The sequence below is a fragment of the Bordetella sp. genome (assembly GCF_057362025.1).
Window position 1 is genome coordinate 41,823 of record NZ_JBMQQZ010000107.1, and the last position, 19,434, is coordinate 61,256.

Consider the following 19,434-nt stretch of genomic DNA (forward strand, 5'->3'; position numbering starts at 1 on the left):
GAATTATGATGTCTGTCGTCGACTGTTTTATCCAATTGGATGGAATCCAGAATGGCCGCATCTGAAGTACCGGAAAACGACTCGAATGGGCCGGGGGTGTTGCAACGGGCCTTCACCGTGCTGCGCGCCCTGGCCGACGCCAAGGGAGAGCCGCTGCGCCTGACCGATATCGCCAAACGGACGGGGCTGGCGCCCGCCACCGCGCACCGGGTGCTGCAGGCGCTGATCCAGGAAGATGCGGTGGAACAGCCGGCCGGCAGCAAGGCCTACCAGTTGAGCGTCGCCTTCTATGCCCTGGGATCGGCCGCCGGCCGCTACCGCTCCAACCTGCGCGAGATCTACCGGCCGTCCATGCTGCGCCTGTGCGGCATGCTCAGCGACACGATCTTCATCCTGGTGCGCCAGGGCTTCGACGCCATCTGCCTGGACCGCATCGATGGCCCCTTCCCGGTCCGCTCGCACACCGGCGACATCGGCGGCCGGGTGCCGCTGGGCCTGGGCCAGGCCGGGCTGGTCCTGCTGGCCAGCCTGCCCGCCGCCGAACGCGAGGAAGTCATCCGCTTCAATATCCCGCGCCTGCATCACCTGGGCTTCATCGACGAGATCTCGATGCGGGTCCGCATCAAGCAATGCCTGGAATCCCGCTACGCGTACAGCGACGGACCGGGGCTTTACCCCGGTATCGCCGGGCTTTCCGTTCCCATCGAGGACCGCAACGGCGACACGATCGCGGCGCTCAGCGTCGCCGCCCCGCAGGAACGCCTGAGCGGCGAGCGACTGCCGCTGATCGTCGAAATGCTGCACAAGGAAGCGCGCGCGATCGGCGCGCAGATCAATCCCTTCGACCCCGCCCTGCGCCGTCCCAGCCACTTCCTGGGCGCGGGCAACCGGGACGAACCGCTGGTCACACCCTGAAGGTTGTTTTTCTCGATTACAGCCGATAGGTTGTTAACCGAAAATACTACCTGAAAGTTGTTTTCCGGGAATACAGCCTATAGACTGTTGCATGACTTCCCGCGTGGAGACCCGCCGTGGATTACCCCGTCCGAACCCTGCAACAGCTGCGCCCCGTGCTGCAGGGCTTCCGCAAATCCCGGGGCCTGACCCAGGCCCAGCTGGCCGCCCGCCTGGGCATCAGCCAGCAGAGCTACGCCAAGCTGGAAGCCGCCCCCGCGAAGGCCAGCTTCGAACGGATATACCGGATCCTCCAGCTGCTGCGGGTCGAACTGGCCTTGCGGCCCATCGATCAGGAAGATCCCGCCGCATCCAGGCTGGAGTGGTGAGATGGCCCGGCGCACGCACCAGCTGGATATCTGGATGAACGGCTCACGGGTCGGCCGATGGGCGAACGAAGCCGGGGAAACCTCGCTCGCGTACGACCCCGCGTGGATCGAGCATCCGGCCGGCCGGCCGCTGTCGCTGTCCTTGCCTTTCCGCTACGACAACGCCCCTTACAAGGGTCCGGTCGTCCATGACTTCTTCGACAATCTGCTGCCGGACAGCGACACGATACGGCGCAGGCTGGCTCAGCATCATCGCGCGAACAGCACCGCCCCTTTCGATCTGCTGGCCGTGCTGGGCCGGGATTGCGTGGGCGCCATACAACTGCTGCCGCCCGATGACGTTCCGACCGGGCTGGACCATATCGAAGCCGACCCGCTTACCGACGCCGACATTGCCGCCATCCTGAGATCCGCCGTCAGCGGCACGCCCCTGGGCCACGACGACCGCACGGCGGACCTGCGCCTGTCCATCGCCGGCGCGCAGGAGAAAACCGCGCTGCTCCGTCATCAGGGACGCTGGCTGCGTCCGCGCGGCAGCACGCCCACCACCCACATCCTGAAACTGCCGATGGGCCTGGTCGGCGCCATGCAGGCGGACATGCACACCTCCGTGGAAAACGAATGGCTGTGCTCCAGGCTGGCGGCGGCCCATGGCCTGGCCGTCGCGCACTGCGACATCGCCCATTTCGAAGACCAGAAGGCGCTGGTCGTCGAACGCTTCGACCGCCGTTTCACCGACACCGGCGCGATCGTGCGCCTGCCGCAGGAAGACATGTGCCAGGCGCTGGGCGTATCGCCGCTGCGGAAATACCAGGCCGATGGCGGCCCCGGCATCACCGACATCATCGGCAAGGTACTGGGTAATTCCCAACGCGAGCGCGACGTGCGCGATTTCTACAAGGCACAGATCTTCTTCTGGATGCTCGCGGCCACCGACGGCCATGCCAAGAACTTCAGCATCGCGCTGCTGGCAGGCGGCCGATATCACGCGACGCCGCTGTACGACATCCTTTCGGCACATCCCATCATCGGCGGCAAGCGCGCGCAACTCGCGCCGCAGCGCGCCAAAATGGCAATGGGCGTGAAGGGCGCGAGCGGCCTGCATTACCGCATCGCCGACATCCGCCGACGGCATTGGTACTCGCATGCGGCAGAGATCGGCCTGGACAGGCAAACCGTCGACACGCTCATCCGGGAACTCATCGACGCCACCGAACCGGCCATCGATGCGGCCGCGGCGATGCTGCCGCCGCGTTTCCCGCACCACGTCGCAGCATCCATTTTCGCGGGCCTGCGCGCGCAGCGGGACAAGCTCGCACAGCAAGAGGACGAGGCGCGCTGAAATCCCCCTCGGCGCCGGAGACATAGACCGGCCGCGCGGCGCTGCAATCCACCCGCGAGCGATCCCGGCGCGACGACCCGCTTGTGCGCAAACGCCTAGGGCCTGTTAACGCTAGAAGGAGCCTCGCACTGGCCGCGTTACGAATGCTCGCCGTGGCGCCACCACGACAGCGCTTCGTGCCTTGCCATCCACCGGTTTGCGTACTCATGCGAGGCTCCTTCTAGCGTTAACAGGCCCTAGCGCGGCTGCCCCTGGCGCACGCCGACCATCGCCCGGGACAGGCGGCTGGCGGCCGACAGAATGTGTTCCTTGTGTCCGAGCAACACCTCCCCGGTCAGGCGCGACAGCGGACCGGAGATGCAAATCGCGCCGACCAGGCTCCAGTTGATCCCGTAGACGGGCGCGGAGATGCTGGAGACCTCCGGGTCCCGCTCCCCAAGGGACATCATGTAGCCGGCCCGCCGCACCGATTCGTAGGGTTCGCCGGGCTCGCCCGAAAACGCCAGCAACACGCGCCCCGGGCTGCCCAGTTCAAGCGGCAGGGCCGCGCCCACGCGCACGTGATGGCGTATCGAGCGGGGGCCTTCCACACGCGCCACGCAGATCCGCTGCTTGCCTTCCCGCACATAGAACGTGGCGCTTTCGCCGGTGGCCGCCGATAGTTCGCGCAGCACCGGCTGGACCACTTCCAGCACATTGAACGTCGCCTGATAACAGGCGCCCAGCCATCCCGCCGCCCGCGCCAGGCGCCAGTTACCGTCCGGCCGCTGCGCCAGGTAATCGTCCATCGCCAGGGTACGCGCCAGCCGCAGCACCGTGGAGCGGTGGCAACCGGTCCGGCGGCTGAGCTCCGCCAGCGATAGATAGGCGTCTTCGACGCCGAAGGCCTCCAGGATGCGCATCGCGCGGCGCACCGCCACTACGCCGTCCTCGGCGGATCCGTCCGCCTCCGCGGGGCCCGGAACATTTTCCATATCGTTCATTCTGCGCAACATGTCTCAATGCACGAAATGGCATTGTATTGTGTGGAACACGGGACCACAATGCGCGCATTCGATAAAAACATATGGAGACAACGATGAGATTCCTGCGCCATGCCATCGCCGCCCTTGCCGTGGGCGCCTGCGCCTTGCACGCCACGGCCGCCCTGGCCTATCCCGACAAACCCATCCGCCTGATCGTGCCCTTCCCGCCGGGCGGCGGCACGGACGCGCTGGCGCGCCAGGTCGCCAGCGAGATGGGCAAGATGAACGGCTGGAACTTCGTGATCGAAAACCGCCCCGGCGCGGGCGGCAACCTGGGCGTGGACCAGGTCGCGAAGTCGGCGCCCGACGGCTATACGCTCGTCATCGGCCAGACCAGCAATCTGGCCATCAATCCCACCCTGTATTCGAAGCTTCCCTACGACCCGGAAAAGGACCTGACGCCGATCGGGCTGGTGGCGGAAGCGCCTCTGGTGCTGGTCGTCGCCACGAAATCGCCCTACAGGACCCTGGCCGATGTGGTGGCCGCGTCCAGGTCCAAGCCGGGTTCGATCGATGTGGCCACGTCCGGCAACGGCACCGTGGCCCACCTGGCCACCGAGATGTTCCAGAAGGCCGCCGGCATCCAGCTGACGCACATCCCCTACAAGGGGGCGGCGCAAGGGGCCACCGACCTTATCGGCGGACAGATCGATATGTACATGTCCTCCGTGCCGACGCTGATCGGCCACATCCGCAGCGGTGCGATGCGCGCGCTGGCAGTGACGTCCGCCAAGCGCAGCGACGACCTGCCCGAAGTCCCCACCTTCGCGGAATCCGGCTTCAAAAACTTCGACGCGGTGACCTGGTTCGGACTGGCTGGGCCCGCCGGCCTGCCCGCCGACGTCGTTGCCACCCTGAACAAGGTCCTGGTGCAGGCCCTGGACGCGCCGTCGACACGCAAGCTCTTCCAGGCACAGGGCGCCGCCGTACGCACCAGCACACCGGGCGCTTTCGGCAAGCTGATCCATGACGACCGCATCCGCTGGGGGCAGATCGTCAGGGAATCCGGCGCGCACATCGATTGAACCGGGAGACACCATGAAAAAAACACTATCGAACTGCGCGCGGCCGACCCGCCGGCGCTTTCTTGCCGGTAGCGCGATGCTGGCCGCCGGCGCCGCCACGATTTCCCGTACCGCGGCCGCCGCCGCGCCATGGCCCGGCGGCAAGCCCATCACCTGGGTCGTACCCTATCCCCCGGGTGGCAGCACGGACGTATTGGGCCGCAGCATCACCCAGCAATTGGATGGGCTGTTGGCCACCAACGTCATCGTGGAGAACAAGCCGGGCGCCACCGGCACCATCGGCGCCGCGCTGGTCGCGCGTGCCGCGCCCGACGGATACACGCTGCTGGGTACGTCCATCGGCCCCCAGGCCATCGCGCCGCACATCATGGGCAAGCTGCCCTATGACCCGATCGCGTCCTTCGCGCCGGTCATCACCATCGGCACCATCCCGCACATCCTGGTCGTCGGTGCCCGCGAGCCTTATACGTCCGTCAAGGACCTGGTCAAGGCGGCCCTGGCCGCGCCCGGGAAACTGGCGTTCGCATCCGGCGGCACGGGCACCATCCTGCAAATGCAGGGCGAACTGCTGCAGCGGCAAAGCGGCGCGAAATTCCTGCACGTTCCCTACAAGGGCGACACGCCGGCACTGCAGGACACGCTGGGCGGACAGGTCCAGTTCATGTTCGCGCCGGCCGCCGCCGCGCTGCCGCACGTCAAAAGCGGCGCCTTGCGCGCGTTGGCCGTGACCTCGGCCGCGCGGCTGCCCGCCCTGCCGGACACGCCCACGATGACCGAAGAAGGGTTCAAGGATTTCGTCGTCGAACAGTGGCAGGCCGTGTTCGCCCCGGCCGGCACACCGGCCGCGGTCATCGACCGCCTGAACCACGCGATAGGCCAGGCCCTGCGCAGCCCCGGCGTGGCCGAGCTGGCCGACAAGCTGGGCATCACCCTCGCCGGCGGCACACCGCAACAGCTCGACGCGCTGCGCCGCGCCGACTACGAGAAGTGGGGCCGGCTGATTCGCGAGGCGCACATCAAGGCCTGAGCTCCCTCGCACAACCACCAGGGTCCCGCACCCGCTCCCATGCAACAGGAATCACCATGAGCACTCCCGATATCGTCAAGGACTTCCCGCGCGTTCCGGCAAACATCGTCGCGCAGGCCGCACGCTTCCAGCCCGCCATTCTGGCCGACGTGGCCGGACGCCGGGGCGCCCTGCACGGCCGCATCCGCCCGCTGCATCCCTCCATGAAACTGGCCGGCCCCGCGTTCACGGTGGAAGTCCGGCCGGGCGACAACCTGATGATCCACGCGGCGATCTCGCTGGCGCGACCCGGCGATGTGCTGGTCATCGACGGCAAGGGAGATCTGAGCTCCGCGTTGATGGGCACCATCATGATGACCGCCTGCAAGCAACTGGGACTGGCCGGCGTGGTCATGGACGGCGCCGCGCGCGACAGCCTCGAAATCATCGAAATGGATTACCCGGTATTCGCCGCCGGCACCAACCCCAACGGACCGACCAAGAATATCGGCGGGCGCATTGGCCACCCCGTGACGGTGGGCGGCGTGACGGTGCATCCGGGGGACTTCATCATCGGCGACAACGACGGCGTGGTGGTGGTCGAACGCGACAAGATCGAAGGCCTGCTGCCGGCCGCCGACAAGAAGGTCAAGGACGAGGCCGCGCGCATCGCGGCGATCAAGGGCGGCGACACCGCGGCCAAGTGGCTGGGCTCGGCCCTGCGCGCAGCGGGCGTTTTGAAGGAAGGAGAAACGCTGTGACCCAGGCATCATCCGCGCAACGATCGGGCCGTCCGGCGATCCTGGTCACCGCGGCCGATCTGGCGCCGCAGGCGCTGGCACTGCTGGAAGCGTATGACGTCGTCTACGCCGGCAAGACCCCCAGCGAAGAAGACATCGTAGCGTTGTGCCGCGAACACGATCCGGTCGCGATCATCGTGCGCTACAGCAAGGTAGGCGCGGCCGCCATGCAGGCGGCGCCGTCGCTGAAGGTGATATCCAAGCACGGCAGCGGCACCGACACGATCGACAAGGCAGCCGCGCAGGCGCGCGGCATCGCGGTGGTCGCGGCGGCGGGCGCCAATGCGGCGGCCGTCGCCGAACAGGCCATCGCGCTGCTGCTGGCCTGCGTCAAATCGGTGGTGGCGCTGGACTGCCGCATGCACGCCGGCCACTGGGACAAGGCCACGCACAAGAGCACCGAACTGGCCGGCAAGACGCTGGGCCTGGTCGGACTGGGCGCCATCGGCCGCCGCATGGCGCGGATGGCGGCCAGCATGGACATGCGGGTCATCGGCTTCGACCCCTATGCCCGCGACCTGCCCGACTACATCGAAAGCGTGAGCCTGGAGGCGATCTGGCGCGAGTCGGATGCGATCTCGCTGCACTGCCCCCTGACGGAAGACAACCGCGGCCTGCTCAACGAACGCACCCTGGCGCAATGCAAGCCGGGGGTGGTGATCGTCAACACCGCGCGCGGCGGACTGATCGACGAGGACGCGCTGCTGCGCGCGGTGCGCGGCGGCCAGGTCAAGGCCGCGGGCCTGGACAGCTTCGCCAGCGAACCCATGGGGGCCGGCCATCCCTTCCAGACCGAGCCCAACATCATCCTCAGTCCCCACATCGGCGGCGTCACGCGCGAAGCCTACGTGAAGATGGGCGTGGCCGCCGCCGAAAACGCGCTGGCCGTGCTGCGGCAGTCGACGCCGCGCGATTGATACGGGAGCAAGGCCATGGGCAAACGATGGAAGCACGCGCCACCCGGCAGCAGTTGGGGAGAATTCGGCGACGATGACCAGCGCGGCCGGATGAATCTGGTAGATCGCGCCAAGGTGATGCAGGGTATCGCCGAAGTACGCGAAGGACTGACCTTCTGCCTGTCCCTACCCCTGGATCTGCCCGGCGGCATGGCGCTGAATCCGCGCCGGCTGCCGCCGCGCCGCTATGCCACCCTGCGCGACGGCAAGAGCGCCGGTGTCCAGGGCTATTGCTGGTCCTACTCCAGCGAGGACCCCGCGCTGACCGACGTGGTGTGCGACGACGTGCTGCTGATGAACACGCAGTACTCCACGCAGTGGGACAGCCTGGCGCATATGGGCAGCCGTTTCGATGCCGATGGCGATGGGGTCGCCGAGGCCGTCTTCTACAACGGCTTTCGTGCCGGCGAAGACTTGCAGGCGGCGCCGGAAGACCCCAAGGCGGTGGCGGATTGGGCGCGCTTCCCCGGACCTCGGGCGCGCGCCCTGGGCATCGAGAACCTGGCCGAACATGGCGCGCAGGGGCGCGCGGTGTTGATCGACCTGGAACATCACGTGGGCCGCGAGCGGCGCGCCGTGGGGTATGACGCGCTGATGCGCATGATGGACGCGGACGGCATCGTCGTCGAGCCCGGCGACATGGTCTGCCTGCATACCGGCTTCGGCGACATGCTGGTGTCGATGCGCGGCAAGCCCGACGTCGCGCATCTGCGCGCGACCGGCAGCGGACTGGACGGCCACGACGAACGGCTGCTGCAGTGGATCGTCGATACGCGGCTGGCGTGCCTGATCTCCGACAACCCCGCCGTGGAATTGGTCCAGCCGGTCAAGTTCGGCGGGCCGGGCCAGCCGCTGCGTGGACCGCGCCTGCCCTTGCACGAGCACTGCCTGTTCAAGAACGGCATCCATCTGGGCGAGCTTTGGTGGCTGACGCCGCTGGCTCGCTGGCTGCGGACACACGGCCGCAGCCGCTTCCTTCTGACCGCGCCGCCGCTGCGGCTGCCGGGCGCCGTCGGATCGCCCGCCACGCCCATCGCGACCGTGTAGCGCCTTACCGAAGACGATTCGACCGCAAGCTGTTCAACGACAAGACGGATCCCGCCCCGAAAGACCGGGCAATGCAGAGCCCGGCCACCGGCGCGATCCCGAGGAGACATCATGACCCGATTCCGTGCCCGCCTGGCGGCGGCCATCGTCCTGGCCGCTTCGGCCGCCGCGGCGCATGCCGCGTATCCGGACCGCCCGGTCCGCATCATCGTCGGCTTCTCTCCCGGCGGCCCGACCGACGTGGTCGCGCGCAGCTTCGCGTCGTACGCCGCGCAGGCGCTCGGCCAATCCTTCGTGGTGGAGAACAAACCGGGGGCCAACACCATCCTGGCCGCCGAAGCCGTCGCCAAGGCACCGGCCGACGGCTATACGCTGCTGTTCGGCGCCACCAATCACACGATGATCCCCGCTCTATACAGCAGCCGCGTCAGGTTCGATGCCTTGCGCTCGTTCACGCCGATCTGCACCGTCGCGGTCAGCCCCACCGTGCTGGTCGTCGGCCCTTCCATGGCGGCGAAGACCCTGGGCGATTTCATGGCCCGGCTGAAGGCCGAACCGGGCAAGCATACCTATGCGACGCCGGGCACCGGCAGTTCCGGCCATTTCGTGACCGCGCAGTTCCTGAAGCTGACGGGCACTTCGATGAACCATATCCCGTACAAGGGCGCCGCGCAGGCGATCTCCGACCTGATGGGCGGCCAGGTCGACAGCTCGTTCGCGACCCTGGGTTCGGTCCTGCCGCAAGTGCAATCCGGCAAGCTCACCGCGCTGGCGGTAGCGGCACCGCAGCGCCTGCCGCAACTGCCGGACGTGCCGACTTTCGAGCAGGCGGGCGTCCATGGATTCGCGGCCGACGCCTGGTACGGTGTCCTGGCGCCGGCCGGCATTCCCGCCGACGCACGCGAGCGGCTGGAGCAGGTGGCGGCGGCCTATTCCGGCGCGGCCGGCACGGCCAAAAGCCTGGACGCGCTGGGCATGCAGCCGCGGCACACCTGCGGCGATGCGTTTCAGGCGCAAATGGCGCACGAGATCGATGAATACACCGCCCTCGCGAAGGAACTGGGCCTGAAGGCCGAATAGTTCTGCCCGCCGGGCCGCTATTCCGCGCCGATTCCAGAATGAAGGAGAACCTTCGATGTTCCTGACCCATCCGCCGGCCGTCGTCGACTTCGATGTCTGGTCCGCCATGCCCGAGACGTATCGCAAGCCGGCGCGCAGCGCCTGGGCCGACGCCAATCGCGGCGGCGCGATAACGGACTCCTTCCTGGAAGGACCGGTCTTCGACGATGCCGGCAATCTCTATGTGACCGATATCCCCTGGGGACGCGTCTTCCGCGTCGATCCGGCCGGCGCCTGGACGCTGGTGGCCGAATACGACGGCGAGCCGAACGGCATGAAGTTCCTGGACGCCGGCCACCTGCTGATCACCGACTACAAGAACGGGCTAATGCTGCTGGACGTCGGGACCGGCGCCGTAACGCCGTACCTGGAGCGCCGCAACAGCGAGCGCTTCCGGGGCGTGAACGACCTGGTATTCGACCGCGACGGCAATCTGTACTTCACGGACCAGGGCCAGAGCGGCCTGCACGATCCGAACGGACGCCTGTATCGCCTGCGCGCCAACGGCCAGCTCGACCTGCTGCTGGACAACGTGCCCAGCCCCAACGGCGTGGCCCTGTCGCCGGACGGCCGTGTGCTGTATCTGGCCGTCACGCGCGGCAATTGCGTCTGGCGCGTTCCCCTGATGGCCGACGGCAGCGTCAGCAAGGTCAGCCAGTTCTTTACGTCCTACGGGCCCAGCGGCCCCGACGGGCTGGCCGTGGACGCCGAAGGCAACCTGCTGGTCTGCAATCCCGGCCTGGGCTATGTCTGGCTGCTCAATCCCCGCGCCGAGCCCATCACGATCTGGCGCAGTCCCAAGGGGATGTCGACCACCAACATCGCCTTCGGCGGGCCGGACCGGCGCACGGTTTTCTGCACGGAATCGGTCTCCGGCTCCATTCTCACGACCCGCGCGCCGCAGCCCGGCGTGCCGCTTTACCGCCTGCAAACGGCAGGACCCGGCCGCTAGGGCCTGTTAACGCTAGAAGCAGCACGCATTCGGCGATGCGTTCCGACGGCAGGCACGCATCGCACATCGGGACGCGGCACCGCGCCCCATAAAACACCGGTTCCCGCGGGGACCGTAGCCATCACTTGAAGGAGACATCCATGTCCGCAGCAACGGCCGTTCGGCCCTCATTCTTCCGGCGCGCGGCGCGCGTCCTGGCTGCCACGCTGGCCCTGACGGGCGCGGCGGCCGCTCACGCGGAATTCCCCGACCATCCGATCACGATCGTCGTTTCCTACGCGCCAGGGGGCTCGGCCGATGCGCTCGCCCGCCTGCTGGCCCAGAAAATGGCCGTCAGGCTGGGTACCAGCATCGTGGTCGAGAACCGGCCGGGCGCCAGCGGTACCATCGGCGCGGCCTACGCCGCCAAGGCGGCGCCGGACGGCTACACCATGCTTTACGATGCCACGCCGTATTCGATCAACCCGCATCTGTTCCCCCGGATGCCGTATGCCAGCGACGCGCTGAAACCCTTGTCGCTGGTGTCCCTGGCGCCCAACATCCTGATCGTCAAAGCGGATTCGCCCTACAAGGATGTACAGGGCCTGATCGCGCAGGCCAAGGCCCACCCCGGCAAGATCAATTTCGCCTCCGGCGGCAGCGGTACGGTCCAGCGCCTGGCGGCGGAATTGTTCCGCCAGAAGCTGGGCCTGGACATGGTCCATGTTCCCTACAAGAGCGGCGGCCCGGCGATCACCGACGTCATGACCGGCCAGGTGGACTTCATGTTCAGCACGGTGGCGGCTTCCTCGCCGCTGGTCGAAGCCGGCCGCTTGCGCGCCCTGGCGATCTCCTCGCCGCAGCGCTCGCCGCGCCTGCCGGACGTCCCCACCGTTGCCGAGACCGTGATCCCCGGCTACGAAGTGTACGAATGGAACGGCGTGTTCCTGCCGGCCGGCGTACCCGATGCGATCGCGACCAAGCTGCGCGACGCCCTGGTGCAGACGCTGGCCGAGGACGATGTGCAAAAGCGCTTCAAGGACCTGGGCGTGCAGCCGGTCGGTTCGACGCCGGCCGAGTTCGCGGATTACCTGAAGAAGGAAGACGCCAAGTGGGCGGAGGTCATCCGCAAGGGCAATATCCACCTGGATTGAACGCGGCGGCTTGCCGGCGCCGTGGCGCCGGCATGGGCGGCATCGGATAGGGCCGCGCGGCAGGCGTGAAGCAACGCTTTTCGACGCGGGACGCAGGATGCCCCGGCCGCCTCACGCCACCGACGCCACCCAGGCCGCGAATTCGGCGCACGGCTTTATGTCCAGCGTGCCGGGCGCGCTCACCAGGAAATAGCCTTCGCCGCTGCGCAAGGCGATATCCAGCGGCTGCACCAGCATCCCGCGGGCCAGCTCATCCCGCATATAAGCCTGCTGCGTCAGGGCGATGCCCGCACCCTGCACTGCCGCCTGCAGGCAAAGCGCGGCATTGGCCAGGGGCACCAGCCGCGCCCCGGCCGACGGCAATCCGGCCTGAGCCAGCCACGCATCCCAGCTGACCGGCGCGATCATCGAGTGCAGCAGTTTGTGCTCCAGCACGTCGCGCGGGTGGCGGATCTCCGCCGCCAGCGACGGCGCGCAGGCCAGCGCCAGCACGTCGTCGAATAGCGCTTGTGCGTGAACGGCCGGCCACTTGCCGTGGCCGCGCCGCACCACGAAATCCGCGTCGCCCAAGCCCACGTCGTCCGCCCGGGCGACCGTCGCGACTTCCAGGTCGATATCCCCATGCGAGGCATAGAAACCCGCCATGCGAGGCATCAGCCATTTGATCGCGAAGCTGGGAATCACCTTCAGCCGGACGCGGCGCGCGCGGCCCAGGGACGTCGCCTCGTGTACCGCTTCCTCTACACGATCGAACAGCTCCGCCACGCGCGACGCCAGCTGCATGCCGCTGGGCGTCAGCACGGCCTCGCGCCCTTCCTTGCGGCACAGGCGGGTATCCAGCGCCGCCTCCAGGGCGCGGATCTGGTGGCTGACGGCGCCGGGCGTGACGTGCAGGGTCTGGGCCGCGCGCGCCACGCCGCCGGCGCGATTGACCGCGTCCAGGACGCGCAGCGGTCCCAGGATATTGCGCAACTTATGCATGATGCGTGAATGATCCTCAACGATCGCCAAAGAAATTCGCATGACGCTCGCCGGACCGCCTCCTATAGTCGTGATCCGGGACAACAAGAATTCTCAACATACAGGACCCGGCGGTGTATCGGGAACATCCAGGAGGAGACATCATGCGTATCGCAATCTTTCGCCGCGCCGCAACAGCCGCGGCCATGGCGTTATTGCTGGGTGCCGCGCCGGCGCACGCCCGCGACGACTATCCCTCGCGTCCGCTGAAAATGATCGTGCCGTTTGCCGCCGGCAGCGCGGCGGACACGCTCTCGCGCGCCGTCGCCACGCAGCTGGCCGGCCAGCTGGGCCAGGCGGTGGTCGTCGAGAACAAGGCCGGCGCGGGCGGGACGATAGGCACGGTGGACATCGCCCGCGCCGCCGCCGACGGCTACACCATCGGGCTGGCCGCGCAGGGCACGCTGATCACCAACCAGGCCCTGTACGACAAACCCGGCTATGACTCCGTCAAGGACTTCACGCCCATCGCCGTGCTGGCCGATGTGGCCAACGTCCTCGTCGTCGCGCCCGGTTCGCCCTACGCCTCGGTCGCGGAATTGATGCAGGCCATCAAGGCCGCGCCCGCCAACAAGTTCAGCTTCTCGTCCAGCGGCGTGGGGACCAGCCATCACATTGCCGGCGTGGTGCTGGGCCAGTCCCTGGGCAAGCCTCTCATGCATGTGGCCTACACCGGCGCGCCGCAGGGGCTGGTCGCCGTCATGAGCAAGGAAGTCGACCTGGGGCTGTACAACATCCCTGCCGCCATCGGTTTGATCCGTGGTGGCAAGCTCAAGCCGCTGGCCGTCACCAGCCGGGGGCGGTCGCCCTTGCTGCCCGGCGTGCCCTCGCTCGACGAAAGCGGCCTGAAGGGCTACGAAGTCACCCTGTGGTTCGGCATCATCGCGCCCGCCGGCGTGCCCGCGGATCGCGTGGCGCGGCTGCACAAGGAGCTGGATGCGGTCATGCGGCAACCCGCCCTGCGGACCAGGCTGACGGAACAGGGCTATGACGTGGCGCCGACGCCCTTGGCACCGTCCGCGGATTTCACGGCCCTGATCGGGCGCGATCTGGAGAAATGGCTGCCCGTCCTCAAGTCCTTGCGCGGGGGCACGCAATGACGATGCATGCCCGAGATGGCGCGAACGGCATCCGTGCGGCGGACACGCGCACCGTCGCGCAAATCCTGGCCGCGCACGCCGTCCACACCCCGCTGTCCGCGATCCCGCCATTGGCGCTGGAGCATGCCAAGATGAGCCTGGCCAGCACCATCGCCAGCGCTTCGATGGGGTACCGCATCGAGTCGGCGGCGATCCTGCGCGGCCTGGAGATCGACGACGGCGGCGCGCCGCAGGCGACGCTATGGTTCCACGGCGCGCGGCTGCCCGTCGCCCGCGCGGCGCGCGTCAATGCCGTGGCCAGCGACGCCGCCGCCTCCGACGACAGCGACCTGCGCAGCATCGCCCATATCGGCACCATCGTCAGCACGACCGCGCTGGCCCTTGCCGAATGGCTGAACCGCCCGGGTCGCGAGGTACTGGCGGCCATGGTGCTGGGCTACGAGGTTGCCGGCCGCATCGACGAATCGCTGACCCCCGGCCGCATGCAGCGCGGCTTCCATGGATCCGTGTCGACGGTGTTCGGCGCGGCGGTGGCCGCCGGCCGCCTGCTGCGCCTGGACGAGGCGGCGATGACCCACGCCATCGCCCTGGCCGCGACCTCCATCGGCGGCATGGCGCTGGCGGCCGATACCAGCTGTTCGCGGGAATACCACGCGGGCCTGGCCGCGATGGCCGGCATCCAGGCCGCGCAGGCGGCGCGCGCCGGATTCCTGGGCGATCCCGCCATCCTGGAAGCGCCGCGCGGGTTCCTGCAGGCCATGGGCGGCCAGGCCGTCGAGGACATCGTGCGCGACCTGGGCGCGTCCTGGGACATCGTCACCGACATGGCGATCAAGCTGATGCCGGGCGCCCATCCCTTTCATGCGGTGGCCGAAGCGGCAGCCACCGCCGCGCGCGAGCACGACATCGACCCGTCGCGCATCGCATGCATCGTCGTATCGGCCGGCGTGCAGCACACCAGCTTCGGCGGCGCGCCGCATCCCCGCAACCTGGTGGAGGCCGCGCACAGCGTGGCCTACTTCGTGGCCGCGTCCGTCGTCGACCGCGGCTTCGGCTGGGACAACCTGACCGCGGACAAGATGGGCGATCCCCGCATCGCGGCGCTGCAGGACAAGGTGCGATACGCCAGCGAGCCGCCACCGCTGCCGGACCGCTTCCCTCACCGGCACGGCGGCAGCATTGCCATCCACATGGACGATGGCGCCATCCATCGCGCGACCTGCCGCTCGCCGCGCGGCGCGGGCTCGCGCGGCATCGCATGGGCCGACGTCGAAGCCAAGTACCGCCAGCTGGCGCCGCGCGCCGGGCTGGAGGACGCACAGGTCGCGCATACCCTGTCGCTGATCCGCGGCCTGGACCATCTGGACGATGTCGCCCGGCTGGCCGCCGGCCTCATGCTGCGGTGACAAGGTCGTTATGCCGAAAACATGCATTCTGCTATGCCGCCGGCGTGGCGTGTCGTGCCGCGCGGCGTGACTAGTATTGCCTCACATGCGCATGGGTCCGCGACCGCGGCCCGGCGCGCGTCACGGCGGGCCGCCTCCGATAGCGGCAGGCAGGCCCGTCCGCAAAAGAGGGTGGGGCAGTCCCCACCCGAAGAAGGCAGGCCCGCCCTGCCGACAACACCGAGGAGACAGACATGTTGCGATTCCTTATCGGGTGTGCCGCCGCCCTGGCACTGGCCGCGCCGGCCGCGGCCGCCGACAACTTCCCTTCCCGCCCCATCGTTATGCTGGTCGCGGTGGCACCCGGCGGCACGCTGGATACGCTGGCGCGCCAGATCGCCAGCGGACTGACCACCGAGCTGGGCCAATCGGTGGTCGTGGAAAACACGACCGGCGCGGGCGGCCTGATCGGCTACCAGCGCTTGATGAAATCCGATCCCGACGGCTACACCCTGATGTTCAGCAACATGTCGCTGGCCATCATCCCCCTGCTGTATCCCTCCGCACGGGTCGACCCGGTGCGCGACCTCTCGCCCATCGGCACCGTGGCGACCGTGCCCATGGTGCTTTCCGTCAGCAACAAGAGCGGCATCACGAGCCTGCCGGAGATGCTCAAGCGCATGCGCTCGGGCGGCCCCAAGCTGAATTTCGGCTCGGGCGGACCCGGCACCACTGCCCATCTCGCGGAAGGCCTGTTCCTGCACATCTCCAAAACCCAGGGCGAGCTGATCCAGTATCGCGGTTCGGGACCGGCGATCGCCGATCTGATGGCGGGCACCATCGATGCCGTCATCGACCAGACCGTCACCATGATGCCGCTGCACAAGGACAAGCGCATCCGCGCCATCGCGGTCTCGGCGCCGCAGCGCCTGGCGCAGATGCCGGACGTTCCCACCTTCGCGGAAGGCGGACTGCCGGCGTTCAACCTGGCGATATGGAACGGCGTGGTGGCGCCCCGCAATACGCCCAAGCCGGTGGTGGATAAGCTGGCCGCGGCGCTCTCCAGGACCATCGACAGCCCGGAATTCAGGAACCGCATCGACCAGCTCGCGGCCACCCGGCCCGGCCAGGCCGAACGTGGGCCGGCGCCGTTTTCCGCGCTGCTGGCCAAGGACACCCGGGAAGTGGCCTCGCTGGCCAAGCAGATCGGCCTGACGCCGCAGCAATAGGCCGCGCCCCGCGCGCGCAGTATTTCCCACACGACGCTTTACGAGGAGCGAACATGCAATCGGAGACTTACGGATTCATCGGCCTGGGCAATATGGGCGGCCCCATGGCGGGGCGGCTGCTGGACGCCGGCCACGGCCTGGCGGTGTACGACACCAATGCCGCGGCGGTCCAGGCCCTTGCGGGCAAGGGCGCGACGGCCTGCGCCGGCACTCGTGAGGTCGCCGACCAGGCCACGACGATCTTCCTGAGCCTGCCGACGCCGGAGATCGTGCAGCGCGTCGCCACTGACCGGGACGGCCTGATGGCGGGCAGCCGCGTCAAGCGCGTGGTGGACCTGTCCACCATCGGCCCGCGCACCGCGCGGGAAGTCAGCCGCGCGCTTGCCGCGCGCGACATTCTGTATGTGGACGCGCCCGTCAGCGGCGGCGTGGGCGGCGCGCGCGCCGGCACGCTGGCCGTCATGGCCGCCTGCCCGCGCGCGGACTACGATGCACTGCAGCCGGTACTCAAGCACTTCGGGCCGGTGTTCTACCTTGGCGGCGAGGCCGGCATGGGCCAGAGCATGAAGCTGGCCAACAACCTGATGTCGGCCGCCGCGGTCGCGATCACTTCCGAAGCCATGGCGATGGGCGTGAAAGCCGGGCTCGATCCCAAGACCATGCTGGACGTTATCAACTCCGGTTCGGGACGCAATACCGCCAGCCAGGACAAGTTCCCGCGCGCGGTACTGACCGGCACCTTCGACATCGGCTTCGCCGCACGGCTGGCCTACAAGGACGTGCGCCTGTGCGTGGACGAGGCCGAGGCCATCGGTGTCCCGATGGTGGTGGGCTCCGCGGTGCGCGAGATGCTGGTCATGACGCATGCGATGTGCGGCGAGGACGCCGACTTCACGCACATCGCCAGGATGGTCGAAACGATCGCCGGCGTGGAGATCCGCCAGCGCGGCGAGGGCAAGGGCTGACGCGGCCGTGCGTTTGCGCGTTGGCGCAAGCTTTGAAGCGGGGCCGCCGGCCGGGTCGGCGTGCCGGCTACCGGCCGCAGGCCCAGTACGCAGGGCGAGATTGCACGGCCGCCACTTTCAGGACAGCACCGCGGGATCCGGCGCCCAGTTTCCGCGCGCGATCATGTCCTGGATCTGCCGCCGCAGGATCGTGCGCAGGATGCGCACGGCCTTGGTGGAGGGCCGCTGGGTCGACGCGGCGATCAGCAGGGATCGCGTAATCCCGGGCCGGGCGATGCGCCAGATGCGCATGCGGCCCTGCGCGATCTGCGGCGCCACGCAGGAATAGGACAGCACGGCATAGCCCAATCCGCTTTCCACCAGTTGCAGCATGGAATGCATGGCGTCGACTTCCATTTCGACATTCGGTTCCAGCCCCAGCGCCGCCAGCGCCTCGTCGACCAGCACGCGCACGCCGTGCGGCCGGCCGGGCAGGATCATGGGCAGGCAGCTCAAACGCGCGGCCTGCACCGGCCCCGCGCCGACGCCCGCCGGGTCGTCGCGCGGGCCAAGCAGGAACAGCTCGTCGGTCAGCAGGGATTCTGCCCTTAGCGAGGGGATGTTCAGCCGCGGCGCGTCGTACAGGATGGAGATGTCCGTCAGGCCGTTGCTCAGCCATTCCAGCACATGGCCGCTATAGCCCTCCATGAACTTCAGCGCAACGCCCGGCACGGCGCGGCGGAAAGCCTGGATCAGCGGTACCGACAGCACGGCCGATATCGACGCCGGCATCCCGATCACCACCGGCCCGCCCGGCACCGCGCCGGAAGCCTTGACCGCGCTGACGGCGCTGCGCGTGCTTTCGACGATACCGCGCGCATATTGCGCCAGCAGCGTGCCGGCCTCGGTCAGCAACACGCCGCGTCCGGTGCGGTGAAACAGCGCCACGCCCAGTTCCTGCTCCAGCGCCTTGACGCGCCGGCTCAGGATGGGCTGGCTGATGGACAGGCGCATGGCCGCCCGGGAATACGCGCCGGCATCCGCGATGCCGATGAACATTTCCAGCTGTCGTAGTTCCATCGCGCCGTCCGCCCCGATGAAGAATGCGGCAGCGGCGGCGGCGTCAGGCCGCGGCGCGCTGCGTCGGATACTGCCCGTCCGTGACCGCTTCCTGCCAGGTCGCCTTGCCCATCGACGTCGCCATGTGGATCATGTACGTGTCCGACGCCGCGCCGTGCCAGTGCCGTTCGTTCGGCCCTATCCACACCACGTCGCCCTGGCGGATCAGCTGCGGTTCCTGCCCGTCCAGGCAAATCCAGCCCTGGCCCGCCGTCACATGCAGCACCTGCCCGTACTCATGGGTGTGCCAATGGGTGCGGGCGCCCGGAGAGAAAAACACATTGTTGATGCCGACGTTGTCCATCGTCGGCATCACCGGATCCGCCCACACCACGCCGGTAAACGTCGCGCCGCGCTGTTCGGAAGGAACGCCTGACACCCTGCCGTGAAATACCTTCATTGCCTGCCTCCTGTGCATTGCCTGTTGGAACCGCACGCCGCCCGGGGGGCCGCCCGCGGTAAGTAAGGATGATGACGCCCCGCGCGTCCTAAGCGCGCGCGGCTTCCGCTTCGTAGGCCGCGATGGCCTCGCTGGCCACGCGGAAGGCCGCCAGCGCCAGCGGCACGCCGCAATACACGGCCGCCTGCATCAGCACCGCGCGTACCTCTTCCCGCGTGCAGCCGTTGCGCAACGCGCCCTTCACATGCGAGGCCAGCTCGTGGTGCTGGCTCATCGCCGTGAGCATGCCCAGGTTAAGAAGACTGCGCGTCTTGAATGGCAGGGTTTCATCGCCCCAGATCTCGCCCCAGCAGTATTCGGTCACCAGCTTTTGCATGGGCCGATTGAAGTCGTCGGCCGCATTCCAGGATTTTTCGACATGGGCGGCGCCCAGTACGTCCTTGCGGTTCTGGAAGCCTTTCTGGAAGAGCTCGTCGTTTGCCATCGCTGGTTCCTTTTCGATCGGCGCGGCCCGGTGCCGCTGCCGCATGCCCCGCGCAACGGCACCGG

At 68.2% G+C, this 19,434-nt stretch carries 20 protein-coding genes; 15 read left to right on the plus strand and 5 right to left on the minus strand.

The genetic code is table 11. The features are described from left to right. Nucleotides 1-51 precede the first annotated feature (51 nt). From ACO1P8_RS24585 to ACO1P8_RS24595, 3 genes are all read left to right on the plus strand, one after another. Nucleotides 52-915 (plus strand): IclR family transcriptional regulator, encoded by an 864-nt coding sequence (locus ACO1P8_RS24585; RefSeq protein WP_486298456.1) that lies wholly within the window; start codon nucleotides 52-54, stop codon nucleotides 913-915. A 116-nt stretch (nucleotides 916-1,031) separates the two neighbouring features. Then, nucleotides 1,032-1,283 carry a helix-turn-helix domain-containing protein gene (locus tag ACO1P8_RS24590; RefSeq protein WP_094844316.1) on the plus strand — a complete coding sequence of 84 codons (252 nt, stop codon included), beginning with the start codon at nucleotides 1,032-1,034 and terminating at the stop codon, nucleotides 1,281-1,283. Nucleotide 1,284: 1 nt separating this feature from the next. Next, nucleotides 1,285-2,625, plus strand: coding sequence for a type II toxin-antitoxin system HipA family toxin (locus ACO1P8_RS24595; protein ID WP_486298457.1), 1,341 nt, complete (start codon nucleotides 1,285-1,287; stop codon nucleotides 2,623-2,625). Nucleotides 2,626-2,861: 236 nt separating this feature from the next. Here the strand turns inward: ACO1P8_RS24595 and ACO1P8_RS24600 are convergent, their stop codons facing one another. Then, a complete protein-coding gene (locus tag ACO1P8_RS24600) occupies nucleotides 2,862-3,608 on the minus strand; it encodes an IclR family transcriptional regulator (RefSeq protein ID WP_486298458.1) in 747 nt (248 codons plus the stop codon). A gap of 95 nt (nucleotides 3,609-3,703) precedes the next feature. Between ACO1P8_RS24600 and ACO1P8_RS24605 the strand changes: the two genes are divergently transcribed. The 8 genes from ACO1P8_RS24605 to ACO1P8_RS24640 all read left to right on the plus strand — a co-directional run bounded on the left by ACO1P8_RS24605 (nucleotide 3,704) and on the right by ACO1P8_RS24640 (nucleotide 11,688). Then, entirely contained in the window at nucleotides 3,704-4,675 is a 972-nt protein-coding gene (locus tag ACO1P8_RS24605) for a Bug family tripartite tricarboxylate transporter substrate binding protein (protein WP_486298459.1), read from the plus strand. A gap of 13 nt (nucleotides 4,676-4,688) precedes the next feature. Beyond that, a complete protein-coding gene (locus tag ACO1P8_RS24610) occupies nucleotides 4,689-5,702 on the plus strand; it encodes a Bug family tripartite tricarboxylate transporter substrate binding protein (RefSeq protein WP_486298460.1) in 1,014 nt (337 codons plus the stop codon). A 56-nt stretch (nucleotides 5,703-5,758) separates the two neighbouring features. Then, nucleotides 5,759-6,442 carry an RraA family protein gene (locus ACO1P8_RS24615; protein ID WP_486298461.1) on the plus strand — a complete coding sequence of 228 codons (684 nt, stop codon included), beginning with the start codon at nucleotides 5,759-5,761 and terminating at the stop codon, nucleotides 6,440-6,442. Then, complete coding sequence (locus tag ACO1P8_RS24620) at nucleotides 6,439-7,398, plus strand: hydroxyacid dehydrogenase (RefSeq protein ID WP_486298462.1); 960 nt, start codon at nucleotides 6,439-6,441, stop codon at nucleotides 7,396-7,398. Before ACO1P8_RS24615 ends, ACO1P8_RS24620 begins: the two co-directional genes overlap by 4 nt. 15 nt (nucleotides 7,399-7,413) lie before the next feature. Then, nucleotides 7,414-8,484, plus strand: a complete 1,071-nt coding sequence (locus tag ACO1P8_RS24625) for a cyclase family protein (protein ID WP_486298463.1) — start codon at nucleotides 7,414-7,416, stop codon at nucleotides 8,482-8,484. 111 nt (nucleotides 8,485-8,595) lie between these two features. After that, a complete protein-coding gene (locus ACO1P8_RS24630; protein WP_486298464.1) occupies nucleotides 8,596-9,564 on the plus strand; it encodes a Bug family tripartite tricarboxylate transporter substrate binding protein in 969 nt (322 codons plus the stop codon). Between the two features lie 55 nt (nucleotides 9,565-9,619). After that, nucleotides 9,620-10,555, plus strand: coding sequence for an SMP-30/gluconolactonase/LRE family protein (locus ACO1P8_RS24635; protein WP_486298465.1), 936 nt, complete (start codon nucleotides 9,620-9,622; stop codon nucleotides 10,553-10,555). A 140-nt stretch (nucleotides 10,556-10,695) separates the two neighbouring features. After that, a complete protein-coding gene (locus ACO1P8_RS24640; protein WP_486298466.1) occupies nucleotides 10,696-11,688 on the plus strand; it encodes a Bug family tripartite tricarboxylate transporter substrate binding protein in 993 nt (330 codons plus the stop codon). Between the two features lie 111 nt (nucleotides 11,689-11,799). On the opposite strand, the gene ACO1P8_RS24645 is transcribed toward ACO1P8_RS24640, so the two are convergent. After that, on the minus strand, nucleotides 11,800-12,669 hold the full coding sequence (locus tag ACO1P8_RS24645; RefSeq protein ID WP_486298467.1) for a LysR substrate-binding domain-containing protein: 870 nt from the start codon (nucleotides 12,667-12,669) through the stop codon (nucleotides 11,800-11,802). Nucleotides 12,670-12,812: 143 nt separating this feature from the next. Between ACO1P8_RS24645 and ACO1P8_RS24650 the strand changes: the two genes are divergently transcribed. The 4 genes from ACO1P8_RS24650 to ACO1P8_RS24665 all read left to right on the plus strand — a co-directional run bounded on the left by ACO1P8_RS24650 (nucleotide 12,813) and on the right by ACO1P8_RS24665 (nucleotide 17,387). Continuing rightward, the gene (locus ACO1P8_RS24650) at nucleotides 12,813-13,808 is read left to right on the plus strand and encodes a Bug family tripartite tricarboxylate transporter substrate binding protein (RefSeq protein WP_486298468.1); all 996 of its coding nucleotides are present in this window, start codon (nucleotides 12,813-12,815) and stop codon (nucleotides 13,806-13,808) included. Nucleotides 13,809-13,810: 2 nt separating this feature from the next. Continuing rightward, a complete protein-coding gene (locus ACO1P8_RS24655; RefSeq protein WP_486298469.1) occupies nucleotides 13,811-15,214 on the plus strand; it encodes an MmgE/PrpD family protein in 1,404 nt (467 codons plus the stop codon). Between the two features lie 233 nt (nucleotides 15,215-15,447). Beyond that, complete coding sequence (locus ACO1P8_RS24660) at nucleotides 15,448-16,422, plus strand: Bug family tripartite tricarboxylate transporter substrate binding protein (protein ID WP_486298470.1); 975 nt, start codon at nucleotides 15,448-15,450, stop codon at nucleotides 16,420-16,422. Nucleotides 16,423-16,475: 53 nt separating this feature from the next. Then, nucleotides 16,476-17,387 (plus strand): NAD(P)-dependent oxidoreductase, encoded by a 912-nt coding sequence (locus tag ACO1P8_RS24665; RefSeq protein WP_486298471.1) that lies wholly within the window; start codon nucleotides 16,476-16,478, stop codon nucleotides 17,385-17,387. 117 nt (nucleotides 17,388-17,504) lie between these two features. On the opposite strand, the gene ACO1P8_RS24670 is transcribed toward ACO1P8_RS24665, so the two are convergent. From ACO1P8_RS24670 to ACO1P8_RS24680, 3 genes are all read right to left on the minus strand, one after another. Next, nucleotides 17,505-18,446, minus strand: coding sequence for a LysR family transcriptional regulator (locus ACO1P8_RS24670; protein WP_486298472.1), 942 nt, complete (start codon nucleotides 18,444-18,446; stop codon nucleotides 17,505-17,507). Nucleotides 18,447-18,489: 43 nt separating this feature from the next. Next, complete coding sequence (locus ACO1P8_RS24675) at nucleotides 18,490-18,885, minus strand: cupin domain-containing protein (RefSeq protein ID WP_486298473.1); 396 nt, start codon at nucleotides 18,883-18,885, stop codon at nucleotides 18,490-18,492. 88 nt (nucleotides 18,886-18,973) lie between these two features. Next, nucleotides 18,974-19,369 carry a carboxymuconolactone decarboxylase family protein gene (locus ACO1P8_RS24680; RefSeq protein WP_094844905.1) on the minus strand — a complete coding sequence of 132 codons (396 nt, stop codon included), beginning with the start codon at nucleotides 19,367-19,369 and terminating at the stop codon, nucleotides 18,974-18,976. Nucleotides 19,370-19,434: the final 65 nt, after the last annotated feature.

Excerpts from the sequence above, each read along its gene's own strand:
- ACO1P8_RS24585 (WP_486298456.1), top strand. The coding sequence starts at position 52 with ATGGCCGCATCTGAAGTACCGGAAAACGACTCGAATGGGCCGGGGGTG.
- ACO1P8_RS24595 (WP_486298457.1), top strand. The coding sequence starts at position 1,285 with ATGGCCCGGCGCACGCACCAGCTGGATATCTGGATGAACGGCTCACGG.
- ACO1P8_RS24600 (WP_486298458.1), bottom strand. The coding sequence starts at position 3,608 with ATGAACGATATGGAAAATGTTCCGGGCCCCGCGGAGGCGGACGGATCC.
- ACO1P8_RS24605 (WP_486298459.1), top strand. The coding sequence starts at position 3,704 with ATGAGATTCCTGCGCCATGCCATCGCCGCCCTTGCCGTGGGCGCCTGC.
- ACO1P8_RS24610 (WP_486298460.1), top strand. The coding sequence starts at position 4,689 with ATGAAAAAAACACTATCGAACTGCGCGCGGCCGACCCGCCGGCGCTTT.
- ACO1P8_RS24615 (WP_486298461.1), top strand. The coding sequence starts at position 5,759 with ATGAGCACTCCCGATATCGTCAAGGACTTCCCGCGCGTTCCGGCAAAC.
- ACO1P8_RS24625 (WP_486298463.1), top strand. The coding sequence starts at position 7,414 with ATGGGCAAACGATGGAAGCACGCGCCACCCGGCAGCAGTTGGGGAGAA.
- ACO1P8_RS24630 (WP_486298464.1), top strand. The coding sequence starts at position 8,596 with ATGACCCGATTCCGTGCCCGCCTGGCGGCGGCCATCGTCCTGGCCGCT.
- ACO1P8_RS24635 (WP_486298465.1), top strand. The coding sequence starts at position 9,620 with ATGTTCCTGACCCATCCGCCGGCCGTCGTCGACTTCGATGTCTGGTCC.
- ACO1P8_RS24640 (WP_486298466.1), top strand. The coding sequence starts at position 10,696 with ATGTCCGCAGCAACGGCCGTTCGGCCCTCATTCTTCCGGCGCGCGGCG.
- ACO1P8_RS24645 (WP_486298467.1), bottom strand. The coding sequence starts at position 12,669 with ATGCATAAGTTGCGCAATATCCTGGGACCGCTGCGCGTCCTGGACGCG.
- ACO1P8_RS24650 (WP_486298468.1), top strand. The coding sequence starts at position 12,813 with ATGCGTATCGCAATCTTTCGCCGCGCCGCAACAGCCGCGGCCATGGCG.
- ACO1P8_RS24655 (WP_486298469.1), top strand. The coding sequence starts at position 13,811 with ATGCATGCCCGAGATGGCGCGAACGGCATCCGTGCGGCGGACACGCGC.
- ACO1P8_RS24660 (WP_486298470.1), top strand. The coding sequence starts at position 15,448 with ATGTTGCGATTCCTTATCGGGTGTGCCGCCGCCCTGGCACTGGCCGCG.
- ACO1P8_RS24665 (WP_486298471.1), top strand. The coding sequence starts at position 16,476 with ATGCAATCGGAGACTTACGGATTCATCGGCCTGGGCAATATGGGCGGC.
- ACO1P8_RS24670 (WP_486298472.1), bottom strand. The coding sequence starts at position 18,446 with ATGGAACTACGACAGCTGGAAATGTTCATCGGCATCGCGGATGCCGGC.
- ACO1P8_RS24675 (WP_486298473.1), bottom strand. The coding sequence starts at position 18,885 with ATGAAGGTATTTCACGGCAGGGTGTCAGGCGTTCCTTCCGAACAGCGC.
- ACO1P8_RS24680 (WP_094844905.1), bottom strand. The coding sequence starts at position 19,369 with ATGGCAAACGACGAGCTCTTCCAGAAAGGCTTCCAGAACCGCAAGGAC.